This is a genomic window from Mesorhizobium sp. BR115XR7A, from assembly GCF_020165315.1.
GTDB classification, from domain to species: Bacteria; Pseudomonadota; Alphaproteobacteria; order Rhizobiales; family Rhizobiaceae; genus Mesorhizobium; species Mesorhizobium australicum.
Window position 1 is genome coordinate 683032 of record NZ_JAIUHW010000001.1, and the last position, 26168, is coordinate 709199.

Below are 26168 nucleotides of genomic sequence, written 5' to 3' on the forward strand. Positions count from 1 at the left end.
ACAGGTATATTTTCAGGGCGTTGGGATGTGCAATTTGGGCGAGCAATCGGCGATGATGGCATGGGGCGCGTGATCGCGATCTTGGGGCGCATGGACTGCTGAACGGCAGATACAAGCCGGGCGGCAGCGGCCTCGTAACTCAGCTAGTGACAAGCGCACATCAGTGATGGCGATCCGCGGATGCGGAGATTGCCGCGTTTAAGGACGTGGCCGGGCAGTGCTTTGCCCTGCCCGGCGGTAGCGTGTGCGGTGCGTGGAGGAAAGCATGAGTAAGGTCATCAAGGTTCTGAAACTTGGTTCCAGAAACGATCAAAGGGGCAACGGCAACGGCCATAACCGAGGCCGTGCGCTGGTCGCTGGAGGCGCGGGCTTCCTGGGATCGCATTTGTGCGAACGACTTTTGCAGGACGGATACGACGTCGTCGCACTGGACAATTTCCATACCGGCAAAAGATACAATCTCAATACGCTGCTGCGCGATCCGAGATTCAGCTGCATGGAGCACGACATCGTCGATGCATTGCCTTTGGACCTTCGGTTCGACGAGATCTACAATCTAGCCTGCCCTGCTTCTCCGCCACATTATCAGGCAGATCCGATCCATACCTTCAAGACCAGTGTGCTTGGCGCGCTGAACCTGTTGGAACTCGCGCGTCGGAACAATGCCAAGATATTCCAGGCCTCGACTTCCGAGGTCTACGGCGATCCGTTCGTGCACCCGCAGCCCGAAAGCTATTTCGGCAATGTGAATACGCACGGACCGCGCTCCTGCTATGATGAAGGCAAGCGTTCGGCCGAAACCCTTTTTTTCGACTATTCGAGGACGTATGGCCTCGATATTCGCGTAGCCCGTATCTTCAACACCTACGGTCGTCGCATGCAACCCGATGACGGGCGCGTCGTCTCGAACTTCATCGTCCAGGCGTTGCGTGGCGAAGACCTGACCGTCTATGGCAGCGGCCTGCAGACCCGCTCCTTCTGCTACGCCGACGACCTGATCGAGGGTTTCATGCGGCTGATGAATGCGCCGAGTGCGCCTGCCCATCCGGTCAACCTCGGCAATCCCGGCGAATTCACCATCATGGAACTCGCGACACTGGTTGTCAGCTATACCAACTCCAGATCGAAAATCGTGCATCGGCCATTGCCGATCGACGATCCCAGACAACGCAAGCCGGATATTTCCTTCGCCAGAAGCAATCTCGGTTGGGAGCCGAAGATCAGCCTGGCCCAAGGGCTCGCGCATACCGTCGACTATTTCGACGCCCTGCTCTACGGGAGCCGGATTACCAAAGGGGCCGCGGCTTCATGAGCCAGCCGGCAGTCCTGGTGACAGGGGGAGCCGGCTTTATCGGCAGCCATACGTGCAAGCTGCTTGCCGCGGCCGGTTATCTGCCGGTGGCATTCGACAACATGTCCCGCGGCAATCGGAAATCCGTCGCCTGGGGTCCGCTTGTCGTCGGCGACATCCGCGACCGGGATGCATTGCAGGCGGCGATCGAAGCCTATCGGCCCGCATCCATCATCCACTTCGCGGCGCTTGCTTATGTTGGAGAGTCCGTCGGTCAGCCGGCCGAATACTATTCCACCAATGTCACGGGCACCATCGCCGTACTCGACGCCGCACGCGCGCATTCGATCGAGAACATCATCTTTTCCAGCAGTTGCGCAACCTACGGCGTTCCGGAAGCGCTGCCTATTCGTGAGACCTCTTCGCAAAATCCGATCAGCCCGTACGGGCGCACCAAGCTGATAGGCGAACAGATCATCAGCGACTATGCCAGCGCATACGGAATGAAGTTCGCCATCCTGCGCTACTTCAATGCCTGCGGGGCCGATCCCGACGGGGAGCTCGGCGAGTGGCATTCGCCGGAAACGCATCTGGTTCCCAGGGTGCTGATGGCGGCGTCAGGCATCATCGACGAGATCGAGGTCTTCGGCACGGATTATGAGACATCGGACGGGACTTGCGTGCGCGACTATATCCACGTCAGCGACCTGGCCCGCGCTCATTTGAAAGCTCTTCAACATTTGGAGGGCGGGGGACAAAGCCTGGCGGTCAACCTCGGCACCGGGCGAGGCGTGTCCATCAAGGAGATTGTCCAGGCGGTCAGCCGGATGACTTCAAGACCGGTTCCGGCCGTCTTCAGGGCCCGGCGCCCGGGAGATCCGGCCGAACTCTATGCCGATCCGAGCAAGGCGCGCGCGCGCCTTGGCTTTGTGCCGCAGCTTTCCGACATCGACACGATCGTCAGGACCGCCGCCCCATTCTTCGGGCTGCGGACGAAACCGGTGATACTGCCACCAAGCGACGGCGCGGTAGCGGTCGCTGCTCGATAGATCAGAGATAGCGCGGGTGGCAGCTTGCGCGTTGGCCAAATCCGCTGGGGCTGCAGATGTAAGGCGAGCCTCCTAACAACGCACCTTCATCGACAGGACTGAAAGCGACCTTCACGGGTCCCGTTGTGCGGATCGCGATCGGCGGTGGCGGAGCAAAAGCGTAAGTTCTTTCAGTGGTGCGGATAGTCCTTGTCATCAGCACCTCAGGCTCGATCCTGAGCGAACGCACGATGTATCCAGCCTGGACCGGTCGGACTGAAGGCTGGCTCCGGAGCGGATGCGCGACCGGTGCAATGAGGACGGAACCGGTTCTGGTCGTATCCATCCCCTGACATCCTGCAACCAGAGAGGTCATCGCCACCACAACAATAGAGAGAGCTTTCTTGCTTAGGCGAGAAGCGCCCATTGCGGAATTGTTCCCCATGTGTCCCTTGCCTTGAGTATAAGCTGGGGCGCGTTGCGACACCTGCGCCGCTTCACGCCGTTTCAGTGACCACTCGCACATCACACATAAATATTAGATATCACTAATTATTAAATTTCATGAAAACCATATGGTGTTGGATCCATCGTCTCGTCGTTCTGTCAGAGACAAGTGATTGCACCAATCGGCGGTCGGTGCGCCGACAATTCCAGCCGGACTGCTCAGCGTTTTATAAGCGATTCGCAAGCTTCTTCACAGGCCTGGCAAAAGCGGCCTGCCTGAATCCGCCCCTCCGGACACGCCGTCACCGATGTGGTATCGGGAGGGGCCAACGGAGCCAGGAACGGCGCCTGCCGCGGCGAATAGGATTCGCCCGACCTGCTGTAAGCTTCTGATTTCGTGCATGTCGTTGTCCCGGAACCGAGGACACTTCCGAGCGATATGCATCAGTTCTTGGAGTCGATCAACTTGCGGGCCTCTTCGAACCGCGCGGCCTTGGTATCACCAGATTCGAATTTTCGGTATTCGTCGGAAGGACCTTCGGGAGTTCGTTTGAAACTGTACCATTCTCCGTCCGGATCCTTGCGTTGCTCGATCGTTCCATCCTTGATTCGGTGGCTGTAGCAGGTGCGGCGCTGTTTGCCCTTGTAGCTGTTGGACCGCCAAGCGACATCCATGCACATCTTGCCGTCTTTGGTCACCAGCCACCTGCCCTCTGCGACAGACGCTGAATCCTGCCCCGACGTCCAGGCCTCAAGGCGCCGATTGCCCTTCGCGAAATAGGCCGCTCCATTTTCCCATATCCATGTGCGATCGGCATACAGAAGCTGCAGCTCATAGGCAGTTGGAACAGTGGCGGCAATTGGAGCAATAGCGCTATCCGCTTTTGCAGGTGCGCTGTCCTTGGCGGCAGCCGCGTGGGACGTTCCCGGGAGGGCCACCTGGCCGCAGAGGGCCAGGACAAACAGGAGCAGCGTGAAACGTGCGGACCGACGACGTTCCCTGCGCCGCAGACGATCTACGCCATGCGGCGGCGACCTGGTCGGAGCTATCGGTACAATCAGCGTTGGCATGTCTGTGCGGCCCAGGGCAGCGCTATCGGCGCGACAGCCTTTGCGAATTATTTAACAGCCGCGGGAGCTGCGATGTCAACTTTCGCGGCGCCCGCTGTCGCCAAAATTAAGGATTGCGTCGTATACTCCCTCGCCTTTGACAATCGCGCGCAAAAGCAACATCCGCAGACGTCAGAGAGGACGCGGTTCCAAATGGGCGACGATCCGGAATTGAATCAGGCCGAGGTTCAGCAATACCTGCAGCAGCCGATCGCTCGGGACCCGGCTGCTCGCAATTACCTGAACCTCGACACGGCGATCTTGCTGGGGATCCTGTTCATCGCGGTCGTGTTCAGGTTCCACAACATAACCTTGCCGCTGGTCGACGCTTTCAGCTGGCGCGAGACAAGCACGGCAATGATGGCCGACAATTTTCAACAGCGCAGCTGGAACATCTTCTTCCCGGAGGTGAGTTGGACCGGACCCGGCCCGAGTTATCAGGGCCGCGAGTTCCAGATCGTCAGCTATCTGACCGCCCTGCTCTACCAACTCTTCGGCTGGCACGACTGGTTTGGCCGCGTGGTTGCGGCCTTCTTCGGTCTGGTGACGGTGTTTTCGCTGCACAGGTTGACGGCGCTATGCTGGGGCCAAACGCATGCCCATGCGGCGGCGCTCGCCTACGCGCTGATGCCGGCGGCGATCATGATCGACAGCTCGTTCCTGCCCGATCCGTCGATGCTGGCACTGGTGACAACAGGCGTTTGGCTGTTCGCCAAATACTGGGCTGGCGGCAGCCGATGGCTTTTGCCGCTCGCCGCCGTCAGCTTCACGCTCGGTGCGCTGGCAAAGCCGCCGGGCGTGGCGGCGGGCGCCGTCATCTTCTACCTGATGGTGCGCTGGATTCTGCAGAAGAAACGACGGCAGGCGACCGAGGTCTTCCTGTGGGGATTTTTGAGCCTGGCCATCATCGGCGCCTATTTCAGCTGGGCCATCTATCTCGGCCGCAGCTATCCACCCTATCACGTCGCGGGCAGCGGCTACATCTGGAACTCCGGATTGTGGACGTTCGTCAATGATGGCTTCTACTTCAAATCCGTGTGGAACACCTCTGTCTGGTGGTTCTACGGCTATCCGTTCATGGCGCTGATCGCGGTCGGTTTCTGGATACCGCCCGGACCCGCCGAAGACCCGACGCAGCGCACCCTTTCGGCCATTCCCTATATTTGGCTGGGTGCGGCCATGATCGTCTACCTGGCGGCGGCGCGCGAAATCACCAGCAACCCCTGGAATTACCACATTTTCCATGTGCCGTTCGCGATGTTCTGCGGCCGCGGCGCGCTTCTTCTGGCAACGTTTGCATCGGGAACCGTTCTGTCGCCGGTCGTGCTGCGTTCGATCTGTATCGTTGTCGTGACCCTCGTGTGGTCGACCTTTCCTCTCGTGAGGACAATGAAGGCGCCGGTCGCGATGAACGGCAAGCTGCTCGGCGAGGAGTTGGCGCGGTTGGCGCAACCGGGCGACCTCGTCGTGGCCATCGCGCCGGAGGTCGGCGATCCCGTCGCCGTCTACTACAGCAGGGCACGCGGCTGGGTGTTCCCGCCTGGCGGAGGCGATGTCGAATGGTCGAAATTCGTCGCGGACGACGCCACCGCGATCGCTCAGCTCGAGGAGTTGCGCGGTCAAGGCGCGGATCTGTTCGGCACGGCCAAGAACGCTGCCGACAATCAGGACCAGTTGTTCATCGAGCATCATGGGGGGGTCGTCGACTATCTGGACAAGACCGCAACCAAGCTTGTGGATTCGGATGCTTTGCTGGTCTATAGGATCACCCGTCCATGAGAGCTGCGACAGCTGTGGGCCTTGACAGGATATGGCCCGACGGCTCAGCGGCCACGCATCCGCCCCGCGGAAGGCCGGCAAGGCGGTGGGCCAGGCGAACCGCCCCAGGATGACGCCTTGGACGTTCAGTCGCCACGATGCCGCCGCTGGAACTCGGCGGTGAAAACCGGCGGAGAATTGGTTGAAAAGAGCAATCTCGATAATGGTGACGCTGGCCCTGCTGGCTTGGCTGGCAAGCGACTCGCGCTGGCGGATGGTCGGCGATGCCTTCGACCGCATCACGCCAGCTACGTTCGCGGTGGCGACGATCGCCTTTTTCGTCACCTATGTCTTGCGTGCGCTACGCGTCTGCGACGAGTTCCGCGACGAGGTGAATGGCCGTTTCGGAGCCTGCCTGCGCGTCATTCTGATCCACAATGCGATGATCAACGTCGTACCCTTCCGGGGCGGCGAGACGGCCTTTCCCTTGCTCCTGCGCCAGGTCTTCGGCGTGCCGATCATGCGCGCCAGCGCCTCGCTGCTGTGGTTCAGGCTGCAGGACGCTTTCGTCGTCGGCGTGCTGGCGCTGGCGGTGTGGCCGGGCCTGCATGCGGCGATAAGGATCGCTGGGATCGCCGCCTTGATCGCTGCCGCCTGGTACCTGCCGCGCTGGGCGCGCGCGCCGCATGACTGGGCCGGGCGCGGCAGGATCGTGGCGAAGCTCGGCCTGCTGCGCGACACCTTCACCGAGGCGACCGGGCGCTCGCGTTACGGCTGGTGGTGGACGATCGCCAACTGGTCGCTGAAGCTCGCCGTGCAGGGATGGCTGCTGGCCCTGATACTGGGAACATCCTTCACGACGGCCTTTCCAGGCGTCGTCGGGGCCGAAGGCGCCGCAATATTGCCGGTGCAAGGCGTCGCCGGCTTCGGCACTTATGAAGCGGGAGCGGCGGCGGCGCTGCTCACATCCGGAATTGCGATGAAGAGCGGTCTGCAGGCGGCACTGGCGCTGCACCTGTTCATCTTCTGCTCGGCTATCGCCACCGGCGCGATAGCCTGGCTGTTTCCCTCGAAATCGACGCTGCCAGGGACTCCGGCCGTCGGACCTGCAAGGAAGCCATCCCAATGAACATATTGCCCATCCCTGCTTCGGGGCTGCCTGATGGCGCGGTGATGCCGGACCATACGCTGTCCATCGTCGTGCCCATGTACAACGAAGCCGAAAACGTCGAGCCGCTGCTGACGCGGATTCACCAGGCGATGGAGCGCTACGAGCAGCCGTGGGAGGTCGTGCTGGTCGATGACGGCAGCACCGACGCGACGGTGAGCGAGATCAGGCGCCTGGCTGCGCATTATGGCCCGCATGTGCATGCGGTCGAACTCGTGCGCAATTACAAGCAGACCGCCGCGATGCAGGCCGGCATCGACGCGGCGCGCGGCGATGTCATCGCCACGATCGACGGCGACCTGCAAAATGATCCCTTCGACATCCCGCGCATGGTCTACCGCCTGCTGAGCGAGGATCTCGACTTGGTGGTCGGCTGGCGCAAGGACCGTCAGGAGGGGCTTTTGATGCGCAGGCTCCCTTCGCGTATCGCCAATGCGCTGATTGCACGCGTCACCGGCGTGCGCCTCAAGGACTATGGCTGCAGCCTCAAGGTCTATCGCGGCAGCGTCATCCGCAGCGTCAAGCTCTATGGTGAGATGCACCGCTTCATCCCGGCATGGCTGGCTACCGTGACGACCCCCAGACGCATCGCGCAGGAGGTTGTGACGCATCATGCCCGCATCCACGGCCAGTCCAAATACGGCATTTCGCGCACCTTCAGGGTCGTGCTCGATCTGGTGTTCATGTATTTCTTCATGCGCTATCGCACACGGCCCGGACATTTCTTCGGTGGCATCGGCATCGCGCTTGGCGCGCTGGGTTCGCTGATACTTGCCTATCTGCTTTGCCTGAAGCTGTTTTTCGCGCAAGACATCGGAACACGGCCGATGCTATTCACTGGCTTCTTTCTGCTGATCGCCGGAGTGCAGATGGTGACGTCGGGCGTGCTGGCGGAAATGCTGGCCCGCGTCTATCACGAGGCAAACGGATCATCGGCCTATGTCGCGCGGCCACCGCCGGCGCCCGGCGACGATGACGGCTGGCTCCGCCCGAGCCGGCCTTCATGAGGAGATCGGAACGCCAGGGATATTCATGGCCACGAGCCCGTGGCGGTCGAAGGGCAAGAGATAAGGCGCAACCCTGCGCCCACCTCTCGCCCTCGACTCGCGCCCCCAGCGAAAACCTCGGCGGCAGCCCTCGGTCAGGCACCGCCACTTACACATGTCGCGGCGAATAGGATTCGCCCGACCTGCTTTAAGCTTCTGATCTGCATGTCGTTGTCCCGGAACCGAGCACACTTCCGGGCGACATGCATTCTGATTTTATGCATGTCGTTGCCCCGGAACCGAGGACACTTCCGGGCGACGTGCATTTAGGTCCAATGCTCTAGTAACGCGAACGGCAGCTGGCGCGCTGGCCGAAACCGCTCGGGCCGCAAATCCAGGGCGAATGACCGAGGAACTGACCGCCATTGCCCGGGCTGTAGGAAACCTTCACCGGTGCCGGCCTGGCAATCCGTTGCGGCCGCACGAAGGCCGCGTAGGCCTCCTCCCTGGTACGCGTCACGACACTCATCTGTGTAAGCGGTTTGCGGTAGAGAAGCTTTGTCTTGACGTGATGGACCTTCCCGGCGTGATGGGCCATTTTGCCGAACCCGTAGTCGATGGTTCGCCCGTTGATCGAGCCGGTCTTGGTTGTATCCATGGTCTGGCAGCCGGACACCATCGAGACGAGCACAAAAGCAGCAACAGCACAGGTATATTTTCTGCCGTTGTTGGCCAAACTTTCCATAACCCTGTTCATCTACGGCTCCCTACCCTTAAACATAATTCGGTTATGTGCGGGTGATATACTTTATAGTCGGCTTCTTTCCGCACTTTCAAGTGATCATCGCCACTCAATCTGCATACGTATATTAGAACGAACTTATTAAAATTCGTGCAAACAGCATAATGAACACAGTCTTTCGGTGTTCGTTCGAATATGATGAAAATTCGATTGATTGGATCGGAGCCTAGCAGGGCGCGTGGGGTGCTTCGGCAAACGAAGCCTCCGCACTGGTGGCAACGACGGCGATCGGCGCTCAGGCTGGCAGAGTCGAAGGGCTGTTGCAGGTGTTAGGGGACGCTCAGCGCTGCGTTTCCCAACCTGGATCGAAGTAGAAATTGCGGGCGCCGATTTCGCCCATGCCGGCGCCCGAAACTGGGAAAGCCATCTTGACGAGATGAACGGCGCCGGCACCCTGCTGCAGTCCGTAAATGCCCTCCAGGCCGCGGCCGTAAAAACCCGCGAGCGGAGCCGTTAAAGCCACGCCGGCGAGCGAAGCCTGCAAGACAAATTTGCCGATACTCGGCCGCAGGGAAATCTTGTTCTCGGTGACGTGCTTGGCAATGATCACGATGGTCAGCAGGCTATATAAAGCTGCATTGAACGCGGCGAACCAGTAAAAACCCGTGGCGCTCTGCGGATTTTGTACAAGGAGCACGGGCAACGACGCACCGACGGCAAGCGCCACATAGGGGATGACGACACGAACCGGCAGGAGATCCTTCGGGCCGCGGCCCTTCGGTGTGACGCGAAAATCGACAAACGATTTGGTCAGATAGTCGCGGACGGCCGACAGCGTGCCCGCCAGCACCCACGGCCAGCGCGCGAAGAAATGAAACAGCATACCTTCCCAGCTGAGTGCCTTGGCCGTTACCGGTCGTGAGAGCGCGAACGCCTTCAACATCATCACCAAGACGATCGGCGTAACCGAACTCGGCGCATAGTGGAGAATGAAATCCAGATACGTCACATTGGCGAAGTTCCGGCCAGAAAACAGCGCGTAGATCGGCATGAGATACGTGGAGAGCGCGAGCAGTGCGAACAGCGGGTACCAAAGCTGGCAGAAAACGAACTGCAACCTCAATCGCAACCTCAGCTTGGAGAGATACATGGGCGAGTATTCGAGCAGGATGGTGGTCAGGCTCCTCGACCACTGGAATTCCTGAGTGACGAGGTCGGCGAAAGTCTGCGGGCCATCACCGTGCGCAATGGCGTCGATTGCATGCACGCCGCGCCAGCCCCCCGCGTTGATCAGCATGGAGGTCGAGTGGTCTTCGGCCAGTTCTGGGCCAAGCCCGCCCGCCTGCTTCAATGCGGCGGTGCGCACTGCATAGTGCGAGCCTATGCACAGTGGCGCTCCGACGCTCGTGTAGCCGGACTGCAGCAGGCCGTGCAGCATTCCCTCCACGAACAGTCGGCCGCGGGCCGACCAACTCTCGGCGGCATTGTTGTCGCAAATGCTCGGCGCCGAGACATAGCCGACAGCGGGGTCGGCGAAGGCCGCCAGCATCTCGCGCAGATAGGTCTGCGTCGGCACGTGATCGGCGTCCATCTGCGCGACGAAGTCGTAGCGTTCATAGCCGTAGTGATCATAGAAGAAGGCGAGATTGCCTTCCTTGCAACGGGTTCGGCGCGGCCAGGTCTTGCGATGATAGTCTTCCCGGCCTCGCCGCGTCGAAATCTGGATGTTTCGCGCCTCGCACCATGCGATCGTCTCCTCGGAAGGGTCCTCGTCGGCAAGCCAGGTGTCGTGAGGATAATCCTGCGCAAGCATCGCCTCGAGCGTGCGCGCAACCACGAAAAACGGTTCGGATGGCGCTTTCGTCACCACCATCGCCACACTCGAACTCGCAGCGACCGTGTAAAATTTGGACGGCCTTTTCGACACAAGCACGAATAACAGGAAATACATCGGCATCAGCGTCAGCCAGGCCAGCACCGTCGTCGCGAAGGCGTATGGCCCGATGTACTCGACATGCTCGGGCCTTAGCCACCAGATCCAGAAAAAACCGAGCGTGACGAACCAGAATGCCAGCGCCAGCCTCAGGATCCATTGCTGAGTGGCAGACAGGACGGGAACCAGAAAAGGGCCCTTCTGCGCCGCCTTGGCCAGAGCCGCCCGAGACCGGCGTTTCGGCCTGTTCTTACCGCTGATGGTCGCTACGTCCGCGGAAACACTCATACACGTACCGCCGCCACTCTAAGCGTCAGCCGAAGACGGCCGACAACCTTCAACCCCGGCGCCAGAATCCATCGCAAATTTATTAGAGTCAACTAAATTAAGAGCTTCTTAACTATACTTCTTGGGAACTGGTTAACCTAACGCCTTTGAATCGCCGGGCCGATCCGGCGGTCGCGCGCCCCCGACCAGCGCTGGACGGGCAAGCCGGACGTTTTGCGTTGAGGAATTCACCGAGAGGGGCTGGTCCCCATGTCTGGATGAGGACAAGCAGCGTTAACCACGTTGCGAGCGCCAAGGTTAAGCAACCGTTAATTGTGCTTGACTCTTGGCCCCGACCGGCTCTTAAATTAGCTAGGGATGATATATCGGGATGTTGACGCGAATTTGTGAGTATCGCGGCGAACTTTCTCTCTGAAGCTCTTCAGTATCGGAGCCTTGAGGGATAATTTTGGGTGGGTCCGTGCCAAGTTCGCACACTCGCCAATGGTCGCTCCGAAATCCCGCAGATTACGCCAATAGAGCCGATGGGTGTTGGATAGGCGTGTCGATCAGGCATCGACGCGCCGGGCGAAGCCTTGGCTTCCGTAGGAAGTCGGGCCTTGGGAGGCAAACAATGAAACGCTCCGCAGCAAATGCGCTTGTAGTCACGCTGGTTTTGGGCGGAAGCGCCGCGTTCCCCACGGCGGGAGGCGCCGGCTCCGTCCCCGTGACGGACCCCGTTCAGACGAGCAGCGCCGCGTCGGCATTCGGCTCGTACGATCCGTATGGCGATTTCACCAATGACAAGACCGCCAGCATCGAGGAACTGTTCCTGCCTTGGGAAGACGTTGATTTATCGACGCTGCCTCTGGCCGATGCTTATGCCCAGCAGCGCGGGCGCTCGCTGTTGATCACGATCGAGCCGTGGACCTGGTCGAAGGACTGGCGCATCACCCCGCCCGAGCTGCGAGACGGCATATTGGGCGGCAGATATGATGCCAATATGCAGGCGATCTGCGGCCTGGTGGGACAGATGAAAAGCCCGGTGACCATTCGCTGGGCGCAGGAAATGGAAGACAAGAACGGCCGCTTCACTTGGGCCAACTGGGCACCGAAGGACTGGATTTCCGCTTACAAGCGCGAAGTCGATGTCTGCCGCAAGGCCGCCCCCACGGCCAAATATATGTGGTCGCCCAAAGGCGATGAAGGCTTGGAAAAATACTACCCTGGTGACGACTATGTCGACGTGATCGGCCTGTCGGTGTTCGGCCTGCAGAAAAAGGACAATGACGAGGCCGGTCACGACCGTACGTTCGCCGAGTTGCTGAAGCCAGGCTATGATCGCGTTGCGGGGTTCAACAAGCCGATCGTGGTGGCGGAACTCGGCTATGTCGGCAAGCAGGACTATGTTTCGAAGTGGCAGGCCGATTCCCGCAAGTCCTATGCGGAGTTCCCGGCGCTGACTTCAGTTGTCTACTTCAACCAGAAGGAAGTGTGGCCGTGGCTGGGGGGCTATGGTCTGCCCGACTGGAGGGTGACCCAGCACGTCCTGCCGTAGACGCGTCGTCCCGATGCGTCCCGACACGATCGGGATGGATCTCCATCTTTCTGTTTGTTTGCCATCCATGCCGAACCAGCGTTTCGGCATGATGGATGAGGCGTGGCGTGAATCAGTCCGTGGAGTAGTTCCGTGAAACGAGTGCTGGGTAATTGTCTTGGAGCGGCATTCGCCTGCTCCGTTCTTGTTCTTGCCTTACAGGTCCCCGCGACAGCCAAGACAGCGGCCAAAATCGCCGAGCAGGCGCAAAAGGGCGCCGTGGTGCCCGACGAAGGCGTCTACCAGATCTATCATAACCGTTCGTGGATGTGGGGCAATCACGGGGCCGCGTTCTTTGCCGTCAGGCAGCGGCAATTTAACGCCTGGTCGACGGAAAAGGGCCAGCCGGGCTATGGCGACGGGATATGGTTCATCCCCGGCGGCGGCAAGTTGTGCTACCGCGCGCAATGGCACGGCTCCTGGGGCGTGAAGGGCTCAATGACCTGCTTCGAGCATCGCCAGACCGGCAAGGCGATCTACAAGCGCAAGTCGCCTGATGGCGAGTGGTACGTTTTCAGGAGTTCGCATCGGAACCGGTCGGACGAGTCCGCGAAATTGAAATACGGCGACTACGTCACCAGGAAACAGACACGGATCAAGGCAAGGCTTTAGAACCGTCATCCGCGAAAGCCGCCGGGCTGGAGTTGTTCATCGTTCCAGGCGAACGTCGAACTGCTCTTCGTTCTAGCGCAATTCGCCAGGCAAGGCGCTGCGCGCTTTTCCCGGGATAGGTCCACACTTTCCGTGGAATTGCTCTACGCCTTGCGCTCCCAGCGGCGGTCCGCGGCTTGCTGCCAGTAGGTCACGGCGTGGCCGGCGTCCTTCATCGTCTTCCAATGCGCCCGGGCCATCTCGACCTGGGCCGCGTCATGGCCGTCGAACAGGAACACCGCACGCTCATAGCCGGCAAGGTCGGGTGGAGCCGCGCCGTCTACGAGGAACCTGATCTTGGCTTGGTTGGGATTGCCCTCGCCGGTGGTCAACAGGATTGGCTGTTCACCGGGATAAGCTTCGCGATCGGTCGCGTGCGCCAGGAAAGAATCGTCACGGAAAGTCCACAGATGCTGGTCGAGCGCGTCGCGCCGCTCCTCGGTGCCGGTCTGCACCACGGCGCGCCAGCCGCGATCGACGCTGCGCTCGAGCAGGCCCGGCAGCGCATCCTCCAGCGTCGATTCGGTCAGATGGTAGAACAGCACATCGGCCATGGACGAACGTCAGCTCTCGTAGTGATCACGCACCAGCCGGTCCAGCAGCCGAACGCCGAAACCCGAACCCCAGGACTGGTTGATCTCGTTCAACGGCGAGCCCATCGCGGTCCCGGCAATATCGAGATGCGCCCAGGGCGTGTCCTTGACGAAGCGCTGCAGGAACTGCGCGGCAATGATCGCGCCGCCGTAGCGGCCGCCGATGTTCTTCATGTCGGCGTTCTTGGAATCGATCAGCTTGTCGTATTCGGCGCCGAGCGGCATGCGCCACAGCCGTTCCTGCGTTGACTGTCCGGCCGCGGTAAGCCTTTGCGCCAGTTCGTCGTCGTTGGAGAACAGGCCGGCATAATGCAGGCCGAGCGCAACCATGATGGCGCCGGTCAGCGTTGCCAGGTTGACCATGAATTTCGGCTGGAAGCGGTCGTTGCAGTACCACAGCGCGTCGGCCAGAACGAGGCGCCCCTCCGCGTCGGTGTTGAGCACCTCGATGGTCTGTCCGGACATGGAGGTGACGATGTCGCCGGGGCGCTGGGCATGACCGTCGACCGCGTTTTCGACAAGACCGATGATGCCGACGACATTGGCCTTGGCTTTGCGCGCGGCAAGCGCATGCATCAACCCGGTCACGGCGGCGGCCCCGCCCATGTCGCCCTTCATGTCCTCCATGCCCGAGGCCGGCTTGATCGAATTGCCGCCGGTGTCGAATGTGACACCCTTGCCGACGAAGGCGACGGGCCTGTCCTTCGGCTTGCCGCCGTTCCACTGCATGACCGCCATGCGGGCGCCCCGGGGCGAGCCTTGCGCGACGCCGAGCAGCGAGCCCATGCCGAGCTTCTTCATCTCCTTCTCGGTCAGGATCTCGACGTTGACGCCGAGTGCCTCGAGTTCCTTGGCGCGGGCGGCGAACTCGACAGGTCCCAGCACGTTTGCCGGTTCGTTGACGAGATCGCGTGCCAGAAGCACACCGTCGATCACCGCCTCGGCATCGCTGAATGCTTTCTTGGCGCCTGCGGGGTCGGCGGTATGGATGGTCACCTTGACCGGCTTTTTCGGATCGGGCTTACCGTTCCCTTGGCCGCCCCCCTGGCCGCCCCCTTGGCCGTCGTCCTTATCCTTCCTGGTCTTGTACTTGTCGAAGGAATAGCTGCGCAAAAGAATGCCCGCCGCGAGGTTCGCGGCGTCCTTGCCATCGGGCGAAGCGCCGGCCAGGTCGAGCACCACGGCCACGTCGGTTGCCTTGCGCAGCGATGCCGCAATGGTGCCGCCGAGCTTCAGCCAGGCATATTCGTCGAGCCCCGCGACCTTGCCGGCGCCGATCGCGACCAACCTGTCGAGTGACGTCGTTTCCGGCGCCAGGATTTCGACGATGCCGGCGAGCTTGCCGGTAAACTCGGCGATCGGGAAAGCCCGATCCAGCGTCTTGCCCGGATCGTAAGCCCTGGCCGCATCGCTCAGGCCGCCACTATCCGCCGACAGCACGAAGACCGTGCCCTTCCTGCTCGCCGCCGCCTGGGGCGCGGCGAATTTCGCAAAGGCGATCGACGGTCTCGGGTTCATCATGTCCTGCTTTCGGGGATTGGGCGACTTTGCGCGAAGCGGTTGAAGTGATCCGCGACATTTGGTCGTTTTCCGGCATTTGGCAAGACTTTGCCAAAATGGCTACCCATATGAGACGTGGAATCGAAGGCGATTCGTCGCGGCACGGCCCCGCTTCATGCCGCAACCTGTTGTTAACCATCGATGTTCGTCCTTTCTTATCCATTGCCGCCGACACTCCGACCCGCTGCGGCACGCGACGTGGGACGGGAACCGGATCGCCTGCCTGATGCAGCCCAACGGAGCCAGTTGTGCGGGCGTCGCCGGACAGCTACCCTTAGCGTGGTGGCATGATGCCGTTCGAGAAAATCGAGTAAAGCCTTCATGAAGGTCATTGAACGCTACATCATGCGGCGCACTTTCGTTGTCTTCATCGCAGCGCTGGTCTGGACGCTGGCCATCGTGTGGACGACGCAGGTGCTGGCCAAGATCAATCTGGTCACGGACAGCGGCCAGTCGGCCTTGACCTTCTTCGAGGTCGCGTCTCTCATTCTCCCTTCCATCGTTCCGATCGTCGTGCCTTTCGCGCTCGTGGTGGCGGTCGCGCAGACACTCAGCGTGATGAATTCGGATTCGGAACTCGCGGTGGTCAATGCATCGGGTGCCTCGCGCTGGACCATCGTGCGGCCGATCATGCTGCTGGCGCTGGCCGCCAGCGTCTTTTCATTCGCCGTGGACAACGGCATCGACCCCTATGCACGACAGAAGAACCGCGCCCTGGTGGCGGAGTCGCGCGCCGACCTTTTGTCGCTGATCATTCAGGAAGGCACCTTCCGCAAGATCGAGGAAGGACTGTTCCTGCAGATTGGCGAGCGGCTTCCCGACAACCGGCTGGGTGGCATCTTCGTCGCCGATTCCCGTGAGGAAGGCGTCAATCTCGTCTATTATGCCAAGACCGGCAGCATCATCGAGCGGGGCGGCGAAAAGGTGCTGATGATGAATGACGGCGTCATCCATCGCAAGACGCTGACAGGCGACCTCAGTGTTATCCGGTTCACGTCCTATGCCTTCGACATGTCGGCCTTCATGTCGGCGGCCAACCAGGTGACGCTCCTGCCAAAAGACCAGACCACCCAGTACCTGCTCAATCCAAGCCCCAACGACAAGAACTACCAGCAAAGTCCGCAGGAGTACCGGGCGGAGATCGACCAGCGGTTTTCGGAATGGACATACTCCATGGTTTTCGCACTGATCGCGCTCGCGGTCGCGGGAGACGCGCGTTCGCATCGCGAGGCGCGCGTCAATCCGCTGATCACCGCCATCGCGATATCGCTGTTCGTACGCTGGCTGGGGTTCTTCGCCGCAAGCAAGGCCGACGAGGTCCCGCAATATTCCTATGTGGTGTATGGCATACCGATCGCGGCTTCCGCGGTGGCGATCTGGTTCATCGTGTCGAACCGGACCATGGAACTGCCGGTTGCCTGGGCGGACTGGATGACAAACCTGGCCAGCCGCATCGGTGACGGGTGGAATGCCCTCAAGTCTCGTTTGTCCAGGCGCGACACCTCGGGCCAGGGAGTCGGCTGATGGGCTGGACGCTGGGCCGTTACTTCTTCTTCCGTTACGTGGCGATCACGATCTGGTTCTTCATCGGCCTTCTGGCGCTGGTGTTCCTGATCGATTTCACGGAATTGTCGGGCCGCACCACTGGCCTGCCGGGCTTCACCTATGGGACGGCGATGGCCATTTCAGGCCTTCGAATGCCCATGATCATGCTGCAGACGGTGCCGTTTGTCGGCTTGTTCTCGGCGATGGCGACGCTGGTTTCGCTCAACCGGCGTTACGAACTCGTCATCGCGCGGTCCGCGGGTGTCTCCGCCTGGCAGTTCCTTTTGCCGTGCTGCATCGGCGCATTGCTGTTCGGCGTCGTGTCGGTCGGGATCATCAACCCGCTTGCCGCCCACGCTTTCTCCTTGTCCGAACAGATCGAGACCGAGCTGCGCTCCGGCAAGTCCAATACCGTTTCAGCAGATGCCGCGCCCTGGATTCGCCAGAAAACCAGTTCCGGCGACACGATCATCGGCGCGCGGGCTATCCTCGACCAGGGCCTGGAGATGGCCGACGCCGTGTTTTTCATCCTCGACCAGCAAGGCAACATCGTCGAGCGCAAGGACGCGGCACGGGCCTACCTGCGCGACGGCTATTGGGAATTGCAGGATGTGAAGACCTTCAGGAACGGCACCATCCAGCCCGTCGCGAGCGATCGTGTGCCGACCAATCTGAAGCCGGAATTCGTGCAGGAGCGGCTGGCGCGCCCGGAGACAATTCCCTTCTATGACCTGCCCGGAAAAATCGAGGTTGCCCGTTCCTTCGGCCTCAAGGCAAATGCCTTTGCCATGCAGTTTGATTCGCTGGTGGCGTTGCCGTTCCTGCTCGTCGCCATGACGCTGATTGCTGCAACAGTTTCAATGCGATTTGCGAGGATGGGACAATCGGCAACGATGATTCTGGGTGGCGTCGTTGCCGGGTTTCTGCTTTATGTCGTTTCGGTGCTGGTGAAGGCGTTCGGCGTGGCGGGGTTCGTGCCGACTGCCATAGCCGCCTGGGTGCCGGTCGTGGTAGCTATGTTCTTCGGGGTGACTTTCCTGCTATACAAGGAAGACGGCTAGTGAGGGAGGCGTTTTTGCCCAGCGACAGGCAGGCCCATTTGGCGCGCCTTTATGCGGCGAGCGCCTTGGCGTGCCTGCTTGCCTGCGGCGTCCCGCTGCCGGCTTTCGCGCAGGAGGTCGGCAACTTGGCAACCTCCGTTCCATCCGGTTCGCAGATGCTGCTGGCCGCCGACACGCTGGAATACAACAACGACAACCAGACCGTGACCGCCGTCGGCGGCGTGCAGATCGACTACGGCGGCAACCGCCTCGTCGCCCAGAAGGTCGTCTACAACCGCAACACCAAGCGGATGGTTGCCAGCGGCAATGTCGAGATCGTCAACAGCGACGGCACCAAGATCAATTCGCAGCACATCGACATCACCGACGATTTCGCCGACGGTTTCGTCAACGCGCTGCGCGTTGAAACGGTCGACAAGGCCTATTTCGCCGCCGAAAGCGCCGAACGCATGGGCGGCGTTCTGACCACCTTCCACAATGGCGTCTACACCGCCTGCGAACCGTGCGAGGACAAGCCCGACAAGGCGCCGACATGGCGCGTCAAAGCCAGGAAGATCATCTGGAACGGTGAGAAGAAGACGGTTCGCTTCGAGAACGCGAATTTCGAGTTCTTCGGCTTTCCGCTGGCCTACCTGCCGGCGTTCGAGATCGCCGATCCCACGGTGAAGCGCAAGAGCGGATTCCTGATCCCCAGCATCGGCTACAACAGCCATCTGGGGTATAGCGTCAAGGTTCCCTATTATTTCGCCCTTTCGCCGACATATGATCTGACGGTGACCGGAAGCGGTTACACCAAGCAGGGCTTCCTCGGCGAAGCCGAATGGCGCCAGCGCTTCAACAATGGCGAATACACATTCAAGGTTGCCGGGATCCAGCAGCAGAATCCGGACGACTTCCTCGACAGCGCCGCGTTCCCCTCGACCGCTGGCCACAATATCGATTCCGGCGCGGTGGGCGATCCGAACAAGTTCCGCGGCATGATGGGCACGCAAGGGCAGTTCGCCATCAACGAACGCTGGAATTTCGGCTGGGACGTGTTGCTGCAGACCGACAAGAATTTCTCGAACACCTACAACATCGCCAAGTACAATTCGTATGTCCATCAGTCCTCGGTCTACCTGACTGGTCTCAACGACCGTAATTATTTCGACGTGCGCGCCATGCATTTCGAGGTCCAGGAAGATACGCCCAACGACAATGCCGCCGCGAGAAGTGGCCAGCAGCCCTGGGTGCTGCCCTCGCTCGACTATGCCTATATCCCCGACACATCGGTCGCCGGCGGCCAGTTGTCGCTCAACGTCAACACGCGCGTCATCCGCCGCGAAGATCTCGACGAGACCTACTTTACCCCGTACGTGCCCGGCTCGGGTACGCAACGCGTGCGCGGCATCGAAGGCGAGTCCAGCCGCCTCACCGCCGAGGCCGAGTGGAAACGGAGCTTTGTCACCGACGACGGGCTGGTGCTGACACCGTTGCTGGCGCTGCAAGGCGACGTCGACTATGTCAGAGCGTCGTCGGCCTCGCTCACCGCGATCAACCAGATGGCGACGAATTTGGGCCAGCAGGACGACATGCGCTCGTCCTTTGCCCGCTACATGGCGACTGCCGGGCTCGAGATGAGCTGGCCGCTGTTGTTCTCGCTGGCCAGCGGCTCGAGCCACGTTGTCGAGCCGATGGCACAGGTGTTCCTGCGTCCGAACGAACAGTATGTCGGCGGCCTCTCCATTCCGAACGAAGACGCGCAGAGCATGGTTTTCGATGCGACCACGCTGTTCGAGCGCGACAAGTTCTCCGGTTATGACCGTATCGAGGGCGGCTCGCGTGCCAATGTCGGGCTGCGCTATTCCGGCTCCTACATCAATGGCTGGGGCACCAATGCCATCTTCGGCCAATCCTATCAAATTGGCGGCGAGAACTCCTTCGCGGCACCCGATCTGGTCAATGTCGGCGCAAATTCAGGCCTTGAGACCACCAAGTCCGACTATGTCGGCCTGTTTGGCATAACCAGCCCCAATGGATTCGCGGCTTCGGTCAGCGGCCGGTTCGACGAACAGAGCTTCGAGATCCGCCGCGCCGAGCTGAAAGCTGCCTACTCCGGCCTGCCGGTATCGTTGAGCGCCAAGTATGCCTTCATCCAGGCGCAGCCGCTCTACGGTTTCACCACCGACCGTCACGAGGTCACGCTCGGCGCATCCACGCATCTTGCCGAGAACTGGCGCGTGTTCGGGACAGGAACCTACGATTTGCAGGAGGGCCTGCTGGTCAAGGACGGGGTGGGCTTCGCCTACAACGATTCCTGCTTCACCTATCTGATGACGTACGCACAGTCGCGTGACCTGAACACCAGGGAAGTGACGCAAAGCATCGGATTCAACCTCTCGTTCCGCACCCTCGGCGACTTCGGCTCGTCGAGCAACGGAGTCGACACCATCCAATAGGCGGCGACATCGTTTCGCCGCATAGGGCTGGCACGGATTCGCGCATCCGGAAGGGGACGGAACTGGCGGAGCCGGGAATAGAATTGGGATGCCAAGGATGAGGAAATACCTCTTTTCAGCAGGGTTCGCGTTGCTTGTGGCGGCGACGTCCGTATCAATGACCGTCATGACGCCGCCGGCTTTCGCCAGCGAGATCAAATACGTCGTCAACGACATGCCGATCACCACCGGTGATATCGCCCATCGTGCCGCCTTCTTGAAGCTGCAGCGCAAAAAGGGGGATGCTGGCCAGGAAATGATCGACCAGACGCTGCGGCTCGCCGAGGCCAGGCGGCTTGGTATCCGCATCAGCGATGCACAGGTCGAGGCCGCCTATCAGCGCTTTGCCGCCAACAATAAGATGCAGCGCGGCCAGCTCGACGGCGTCATGGAAAAATCCGGCGTCGGCAAGGACCATTTCAAGGAGTTCATCCGCGCCCAGATGGCCTGGAACCAGGCCTTGAGCGCGCGCTACCGTTCCGGCGAAGGCGGCAGCGTGACCGAACAGGACGCGGTGCGACGCATGCTCGACAAGGGCGGCGCTAAGCCGAGCGCCATGGAATACATGCTGCAGCAGGTCATCTTCGTCGTGCCGGCGGCCGAACGCAGCGCGACGCTGGCCAAGCGCAAGCGCGAGGCCGACGCCATGCGCGCTCGCTTCAACGGCTGCAACACGACGCGCGAGTTCGCCAAGGGCCTGATTGACGTCACGGTTCGTGATCTCGGCCGGGTTCTGGCGCCGCAACTGCCGCCAGACTGGGCCGAGCAGATCAAAGCGACCAAGGTCGGCGGCGCCACCGTTACGCGCGAGACCGAGCGCGGCGTCGAATTCATCGGCATCTGTTCGTCGCGCGAAGTGTCCGACGACAAGACCGCCCAGATGGTGTTCCAGAGCGAAGGCTCCAACGACAAGGCCGCCGACGATCTCAGCAAGAAATATGTCGACGAGCTGAAGGCCAAAGCCCGCATCGTCAAGCGCTGACGTGGGTAGCGCGATGACCGCGCTGGCGTTGAGTGTCGGCGACCCATCCGGCATCGGCCTTGAAATAGCCATCGCCGCCTTCCTTGCGCGTGACGCTGTCGGCTTGCCTGCGTTCTATCTGCTGGCCGACCCGGCTGTGGTCGCCGCGCGGGCGCGCCGCCTTGGCGTTTTGCTGCCCGTCCAGGAGGTGACGCCGGTGCAGGCGATCGAGGTCTTTGGCCACGCCTTGCCGATCGTTCCGTTGACGGCGCGCTTCATCGACAGCCCCGGCCGGCCGGACCCGGCCAATGCGGCCGGCACCGTCGAAGCGATCGACCGTGCGGTCGCCGCCTGCCTTGCTGGTGAAGCCGCCGCGGTCGTGACCTGCCCGATTGCCAAGAAGCCGCTCTATGATGCGGGCTTCCTTTTTCCCGGCCACACCGAATATTTGGCGCATCTCGCGGCTCGGCACAGCGGCGTCGAGGCGATGCCGGTAATGATGCTGGCAGGCCCCGACCTGCGCACGGTTCCCATCACCATCCACATCGCCCTGGCCGAGGTGCCGAAAGTCCTGAGCACCGAATTGATCGTCGCGACCGCGCGCATCACCGCGGCCGACCTTGCCAGCCGCTTCGGCATCGCCAGGCCGCGGCTCGCCATTGCCGGCCTCAATCCGCATGCCGGCGAAGGCGGCTCCATGGGCACGGAAGACGAGCACATCGTGCGCCCGGCGGTCGACATCCTGCGCGCCGAAGGCATCGATGCTTTCGGCCCCCTGCCCGCCGACACGCTGTTCCATGCCCGGGCGCGGGCGGGCTACGACGTGGCGCTTTGCATGTATCACGATCAGGCCTTGATCCCGGCCAAGGCGCTGGCCTTCGACGAGGCGGTCAACGTCACGCTGGGCCTGCCCTTCATCCGCACCTCGCCCGACCATGGCACCGCCTTCGACATCGCCGGCAAGGGCATTGCGCGGCCCGACAGCCTGATCGCGGCGCTGAAGCTCGCCAGAAAACTCGCCGACACCGACGCAAGGGCGGCGGCCGCATGAGCATCGATGGGCTGCCGCCGCTGCGCGACGTCATCGAGCGTCATGGACTGCAGGCGAAAAAGGCGCTTGGGCAGAACTTCCTGCTCGACCTCAATTTGACAGGCAAGATCGCGCGCAGCGCCGGCGACCTGACAAATGCCACGGTGATCGAGGTCGGGCCCGGGCCCGGAGGGCTGACGCGAGCGCTGCTTTCCAACGGCGCCCGCCGGGTCGTCGCCATAGAGCGCGACGAACGCTGCCTGGCAGCGCTTGCCGAAGTCTCGGCTCATTACCCCGGCCGGCTGGAGGTGATTTCGGGCGACGCGCTGAAGACCGACTTCGCCGCCCTCGCCGCGGCGGCTGGAGATAGTAGGCAGGTGCGGATCGTGGCCAATCTGCCCTACAACATCGGCACGGAACTGCTGGTCCGATGGCTGACGGTCACGGACTGGCCGCCCTTTTACGCCTCGATGACATTGATGTTCCAGCGCGAGGTCGCCCAGCGTATCGTCGCAGCGCCCGGCAGCGACGCCTATGGCAGGCTGGGTGTGCTCGCTGGCTGGCGCACGCAGGCCAGGATCGCCTTCGACGTGCCGCCTCAGGCCTTCACGCCACCGCCCAAGGTCACCTCTTCGGTGGTGCATCTCGAGCCCCGCGCGACACCCCTGCCCGCCGATGTGAAGAAACTCGCTCGGGTCACGGAAGCCGCCTTCGGCCAACGCCGAAAAATGCTACGGCAGAGCGTGAAAAGCCTCGGCGGCGAGGCCTTGCTCGAACGAGTGGGGATCGACCCGACACGACGCGCCGAAACGCTTAGCGTCGAGGAGTTCTTGCGGCTGACCAATGCGGTGTAGCTCTCTTCTCGCCGCTCACGCAGGGCTATCCGGGAGAAGGAAAAAGCGGTCAATCCGTCTTCTCGTCCAGCAAGCCCGACACGAAATCGAAAAGACCTGGCCGGCGGTCGCGGCGCAGCCGCTCTGCCACGACGATGCCGCGCACTTCGGCGAAAGCACGGTCTAGATCGTCGTTGACGATGACGAAGTCATATTCCTTCCAGTGCTCGATCTCGTTGCGGGCGTTCTTCAGCCGCGTCTCGATCACCGCTTCCTGATCCTCAGCGCGGCGCTTCAGCCGCGCCTTCAATTCCTTCATCGACGGAGGCAGAATGAAGATCGAGACGATGTCGGCGCGCATCTTCTCCTTGAGCTGCTGGGCGCCCTGCCAGTCGATGTCGAACAGCATGTCGCGTCCCTGCGCCAGCGCCAATTCGGCAGGTTCGCGCGGCGTCGCATAGCAATTGCCATGCACCTCGGCCCATTCGAGCAGCGCGTCGGAATCACGCAGCCGCTCGAATTCGCGCATCGTGCGGAAATGGTAGTGAACCCCCTCGATTTCCGAGCCGCGGCGAGGCCTTGTGGTGACCGAGACTGACAGTTCGAGGCTGGAATCGCTCTCCAGAAGGTTGCGAGCGATCGTCGACTTGCCGGCACCCGATGGTGACGACAGGACGAGCATCAACCCCCGGCGGCGGATGCGGGACCCCAAATCCCTGGCAACCATCGGTTCCTTGGCAACCATCGGCTACTCCAGATTCTGGACCTGTTCGCGAAACTGGTCGACGACCGCCTTCAGTTCCAGTCCGATCGCGGTGACGGCGGCGGCATTCGACTTCGAACACAGCGTATTCGATTCGCGGTTAAATTCCTGTGCCAGAAAATCGAGCTTGCGGCCAACGGCGCCGCCGCCCTCGAGTAAGGCCCGGCCAGACGCGACATGCGTTTTCAGCCGGTCGATCTCCTCGCGAATATCGGCCTTGGTGGCAAGAAACGCCGCCTCCATGTGCAATCGGCTTGCATCCAGATTGGCGGATGCATCCATCAACAGCCTGACCTGCTCGGCGATGTGTTCGCGGATCGCCGCCGTATCGCGCGACGGATCCGCTTCCGCGCGCAGGGTCAGTGTCTCGATGACGTCGATATGACCGGACAAAAGCAGGGCCAATGCGGCACCTTCGCCCTGCCGGGCCTGTTCCAGGCCGTTCAGCGCCACGTCGAGCGCGGCCATGATGGCGGTGTCGAGCGCGGCCCGCGCCTCGTCGGTTTCGATGGTTTCGGGAACGTCGAGCACACCACGCAGCGACAGCAAACCGTCAGCCGTTGCGGGCGCAACGCCGAACTGTTCCTGCAATCGCTTGGCCAGGCCGGCGAGATCTTTCAAAAACACCTCGTTGACCACAGGTTGCGCCTGCGCGCCGGCGGCACGGCCGATGGTCAGCGTCGCCTGGAAGTTGCCGCGCGCGAAACGCTTCTGCAGCGTTTGCCGAAGCACAGGCTCCAACCGCTCGAACCCCTGAGGCAGCCGCAACCGCACCTCGACGCTCTTGCCGTTGACGGATTTGACTTCCCAGGCAATGGAGGTGCCGTCATGCTCGGCGACGGCGCGCGCAAAACCGGTCATGCTCTGCAAATTCATGTCGCCTGCACATCCCTGGCGCCTCACCCCGAAACCGGTTTTCCGGAGGGACGAGTGCGGCTTAAAATGACCATTCCGCGAATACGTCGAAATTGGACGCCTGGCGTTCCTTCAAATGTCAGGCCGCCGCCTTCCAGGCAACGCTTTTCTTCGCCTTACTGGGCCGCGCCCGCATCACCGCCAGCATCGCCATCGATGCCGCTGTCAATGGCAGGCTTCTCGTCAGCTGGCTTCTCGTCAGCTGGCTTGTCGTCAGCAGGCTTGTCGGCACTGCCGCTGGCACCGGCGGCAGCAGCGGCCTTGGCTGCCTCATCGGCCTGCTTCTTCTGCAGCGCGCGATAGCGGGCGACGTTTTCATTATGCTCGTTCAGCGTCGAGGCAAAGACGTGACCGCCCGTGCCGTCGGCGACGAAATAGAGATCGTCGGTCTTCGACGGGTTGGCCACGGCCTCGAGGGCCGCGCGGCCTGGATTGGCGATGGGCGTCGGCGGCAAGCCGCTGATCACATAGGTGTTGTAAGGCGTCTGCTTCTGGATGTCGGACTGATAGATCGGGCGATCCGCCGGCTTGCCCTTGCCGCCAAACAGACCGTAGATGATGGTCGGATCGGACTGCAGGCGCATGCCCTTGGCCAACCGGTTCAGGAAGACGGCGGCCACGCGGGAGCGTTCGTCGCCCTTGCCGGTTTCCTTCTCGACGATCGAGGCCAGGGTGACAAAGTCCTCGACGCTGGCCAGGGGCAGATCCGGCGCGCGCCGCTGCCACACCTCATCGACCAGTTTCTTCTGATCCGCGAGCAGCTTGTCGACCATCTGCTGACGCGTTGCGCCACGCGTGAAGCGCAGCGTGTCGGTGGCAAGGCTGCCTTCAGGGGGTGTCTTCGCCGGCATATCGCCGCTCAAAGCCGGTTCGTCGGCGATGCGCTGCAAGGCCTGCTCGACCGTCAGCCCCTCGGGAATAGTCAGCGAATACATCACCGACTTGCCGCTCTTCAGCAGTTCCATGATGTCGCGCATGGATGCCCTGGGCTTGATCTCGTACTCACCGGCCTTGAGCGCGGAATCGTTGCCGAAGGCACGCACCCCGAGGCGGAATACGCGGGCGTCGCTGATCAATCCGCGGCGCTCGAGCTGGTCGGCAATGTCCTGGACGCCGGTGCTGGGCTTGACGAGGAAAGTGTCGCCATTGGCGGATGGGCCGGGTTCGGTAAACTCCTGCTTGCCGAAATAGAGGGCGACGCCCGCCGCCAGAACGATCAGCATCACCGCCGAGATGACGAAGTTCATGAACACGACGACCTGGCTGCGCGAAGCACGCGAGCGTTTCGGCGGCGGTGTTCCGGCTTCCGGCCGCAAGGCTTCGCTGGCCGTCTTCGGCACGATCGGCCCGGTGTTCGCCGGCCTTTGCCCGAATTCTCCGTTGCCCGACGGATTAGTGTTCATGTCGCCCTACCGTTCGATCTCTCAACGAATCCCCTGCGGCAGAGTAGGG

21 protein-coding genes are annotated in these 26168 nt (G+C 61.7%); 13 read left to right on the forward strand and 8 right to left on the reverse strand.

Annotated features, from left to right (window positions below; translation table 11 throughout):
• The first annotated feature begins 265 nt into the window (after positions 1-265).
• Both LB557_RS03675 and galE read left to right on the forward strand, forming a co-directional pair.
• The gene (locus LB557_RS03675; RefSeq protein ID WP_015318482.1) at positions 266-1312 is read left to right on the forward strand and encodes a UDP-glucuronic acid decarboxylase family protein; all 1047 of its coding nucleotides are present in this window, start codon (positions 266-268) and stop codon (positions 1310-1312) included.
• Positions 1309-2340, forward strand: a complete 1032-nt coding sequence (gene galE, locus LB557_RS03680; RefSeq protein ID WP_224594602.1) for a UDP-glucose 4-epimerase GalE — start codon at positions 1309-1311, stop codon at positions 2338-2340. Before LB557_RS03675 ends, galE begins: the two co-directional genes overlap by 4 nt.
• 870 nt (positions 2341-3210) lie before the next feature.
• Here galE and LB557_RS03685 read toward each other — a convergent pair.
• The gene (locus LB557_RS03685; protein ID WP_167331129.1) at positions 3211-3837 is read right to left on the reverse strand and encodes a DUF995 domain-containing protein; all 627 of its coding nucleotides are present in this window, start codon (positions 3835-3837) and stop codon (positions 3211-3213) included.
• A 192-nt stretch (positions 3838-4029) separates the two neighbouring features.
• Between LB557_RS03685 and LB557_RS03690 the strand changes: the two genes are divergently transcribed.
• The 3 genes from LB557_RS03690 to LB557_RS03700 all read left to right on the forward strand — a co-directional run bounded on the left by LB557_RS03690 (position 4030) and on the right by LB557_RS03700 (position 7809).
• Complete coding sequence (locus LB557_RS03690) at positions 4030-5655, forward strand: ArnT family glycosyltransferase (protein WP_041163479.1); 1626 nt, start codon at positions 4030-4032, stop codon at positions 5653-5655.
• 181 nt (positions 5656-5836) lie between these two features.
• Positions 5837-6763: a lysylphosphatidylglycerol synthase domain-containing protein gene (locus tag LB557_RS03695; RefSeq protein ID WP_041163480.1), complete on the forward strand. Its 927-nt coding sequence runs from the start codon at positions 5837-5839 to the stop codon at positions 6761-6763.
• 44 nt (positions 6764-6807) lie between these two features.
• Positions 6808-7809 (forward strand): glycosyltransferase family 2 protein, encoded by a 1002-nt coding sequence (locus tag LB557_RS03700; protein ID WP_224644067.1) that lies wholly within the window; start codon positions 6808-6810, stop codon positions 7807-7809.
• Positions 7810-8128: 319 nt separating this feature from the next.
• Here LB557_RS03700 and LB557_RS03705 read toward each other — a convergent pair whose 3' ends face one another.
• Positions 8129-8545: a hypothetical protein gene (locus LB557_RS03705; protein WP_140664658.1), complete on the reverse strand. Its 417-nt coding sequence runs from the start codon at positions 8543-8545 to the stop codon at positions 8129-8131.
• 325 nt (positions 8546-8870) lie between these two features.
• Positions 8871-10751, reverse strand: coding sequence for a glycosyltransferase family 2 protein (locus LB557_RS03710; protein WP_224644065.1), 1881 nt, complete (start codon positions 10749-10751; stop codon positions 8871-8873).
• A 613-nt stretch (positions 10752-11364) separates the two neighbouring features.
• On the opposite strand from LB557_RS03710, the gene LB557_RS03715 reads away from it, so the two are divergent.
• Both LB557_RS03715 and LB557_RS03720 read left to right on the forward strand, forming a co-directional pair.
• Complete coding sequence (locus tag LB557_RS03715; protein ID WP_140617212.1) at positions 11365-12288, forward strand: glycoside hydrolase family 26 protein; 924 nt, start codon at positions 11365-11367, stop codon at positions 12286-12288.
• A 132-nt stretch (positions 12289-12420) separates the two neighbouring features.
• The gene (locus tag LB557_RS03720; RefSeq protein WP_224644066.1) at positions 12421-12939 is read left to right on the forward strand and encodes a DUF995 domain-containing protein; all 519 of its coding nucleotides are present in this window, start codon (positions 12421-12423) and stop codon (positions 12937-12939) included.
• A gap of 143 nt (positions 12940-13082) precedes the next feature.
• On the opposite strand, the gene LB557_RS03725 is transcribed toward LB557_RS03720, so the two are convergent.
• The gene (locus tag LB557_RS03725) at positions 13083-13532 is read right to left on the reverse strand and encodes a DNA polymerase III subunit chi (RefSeq protein ID WP_140791933.1); all 450 of its coding nucleotides are present in this window, start codon (positions 13530-13532) and stop codon (positions 13083-13085) included.
• A gap of 9 nt (positions 13533-13541) precedes the next feature.
• Positions 13542-15089: a leucyl aminopeptidase gene (locus LB557_RS03730; protein ID WP_224713007.1), complete on the reverse strand. Its 1548-nt coding sequence runs from the start codon at positions 15087-15089 to the stop codon at positions 13542-13544.
• Between the two features lie 363 nt (positions 15090-15452).
• On the opposite strand from LB557_RS03730, the gene lptF reads away from it, so the two are divergent.
• The 6 genes from lptF (at position 15453) to rsmA (ending at position 23059) form a co-directional block, all read left to right on the forward strand.
• Positions 15453-16655, forward strand: coding sequence for an LPS export ABC transporter permease LptF (lptF, locus tag LB557_RS03735; protein WP_015318495.1), 1203 nt, complete (start codon positions 15453-15455; stop codon positions 16653-16655).
• Complete coding sequence (lptG, locus tag LB557_RS03740; RefSeq protein WP_023795292.1) at positions 16652-17737, forward strand: LPS export ABC transporter permease LptG; 1086 nt, start codon at positions 16652-16654, stop codon at positions 17735-17737. Before lptF ends, lptG begins: the two co-directional genes overlap by 4 nt.
• The gene (locus LB557_RS03745) at positions 17737-20175 is read left to right on the forward strand and encodes an LPS-assembly protein LptD (protein WP_181174644.1); all 2439 of its coding nucleotides are present in this window, start codon (positions 17737-17739) and stop codon (positions 20173-20175) included. Before lptG ends, LB557_RS03745 begins: the two co-directional genes overlap by 1 nt.
• A gap of 88 nt (positions 20176-20263) precedes the next feature.
• A complete protein-coding gene (locus LB557_RS03750; RefSeq protein ID WP_224643518.1) occupies positions 20264-21196 on the forward strand; it encodes a peptidylprolyl isomerase in 933 nt (310 codons plus the stop codon).
• Between the two features lie 13 nt (positions 21197-21209).
• Positions 21210-22226 carry a 4-hydroxythreonine-4-phosphate dehydrogenase PdxA gene (gene pdxA / locus LB557_RS03755; RefSeq protein ID WP_224643519.1) on the forward strand — a complete coding sequence of 339 codons (1017 nt, stop codon included), beginning with the start codon at positions 21210-21212 and terminating at the stop codon, positions 22224-22226.
• Positions 22223-23059, forward strand: a complete 837-nt coding sequence (gene rsmA, locus LB557_RS03760) for a 16S rRNA (adenine(1518)-N(6)/adenine(1519)-N(6))-dimethyltransferase RsmA (protein ID WP_224643520.1) — start codon at positions 22223-22225, stop codon at positions 23057-23059. The genes pdxA and rsmA overlap by 4 nt, the downstream gene beginning before the upstream one ends.
• A gap of 49 nt (positions 23060-23108) precedes the next feature.
• On the opposite strand, the gene gmk is transcribed toward rsmA, so the two are convergent.
• The 3 genes from gmk to mltG form a co-directional block, all read right to left on the reverse strand.
• Positions 23109-23765 carry a guanylate kinase gene (gmk, locus tag LB557_RS03765; protein ID WP_023773399.1) on the reverse strand — a complete coding sequence of 219 codons (657 nt, stop codon included), beginning with the start codon at positions 23763-23765 and terminating at the stop codon, positions 23109-23111.
• A 21-nt stretch (positions 23766-23786) separates the two neighbouring features.
• The gene (locus tag LB557_RS03770) at positions 23787-24677 is read right to left on the reverse strand and encodes a YicC/YloC family endoribonuclease (RefSeq protein ID WP_140664639.1); all 891 of its coding nucleotides are present in this window, start codon (positions 24675-24677) and stop codon (positions 23787-23789) included.
• Between the two features lie 155 nt (positions 24678-24832).
• On the reverse strand, positions 24833-26119 hold the full coding sequence (gene mltG, locus LB557_RS03775; protein ID WP_224643521.1) for an endolytic transglycosylase MltG: 1287 nt from the start codon (positions 26117-26119) through the stop codon (positions 24833-24835).
• Positions 26120-26168: the final 49 nt, after the last annotated feature.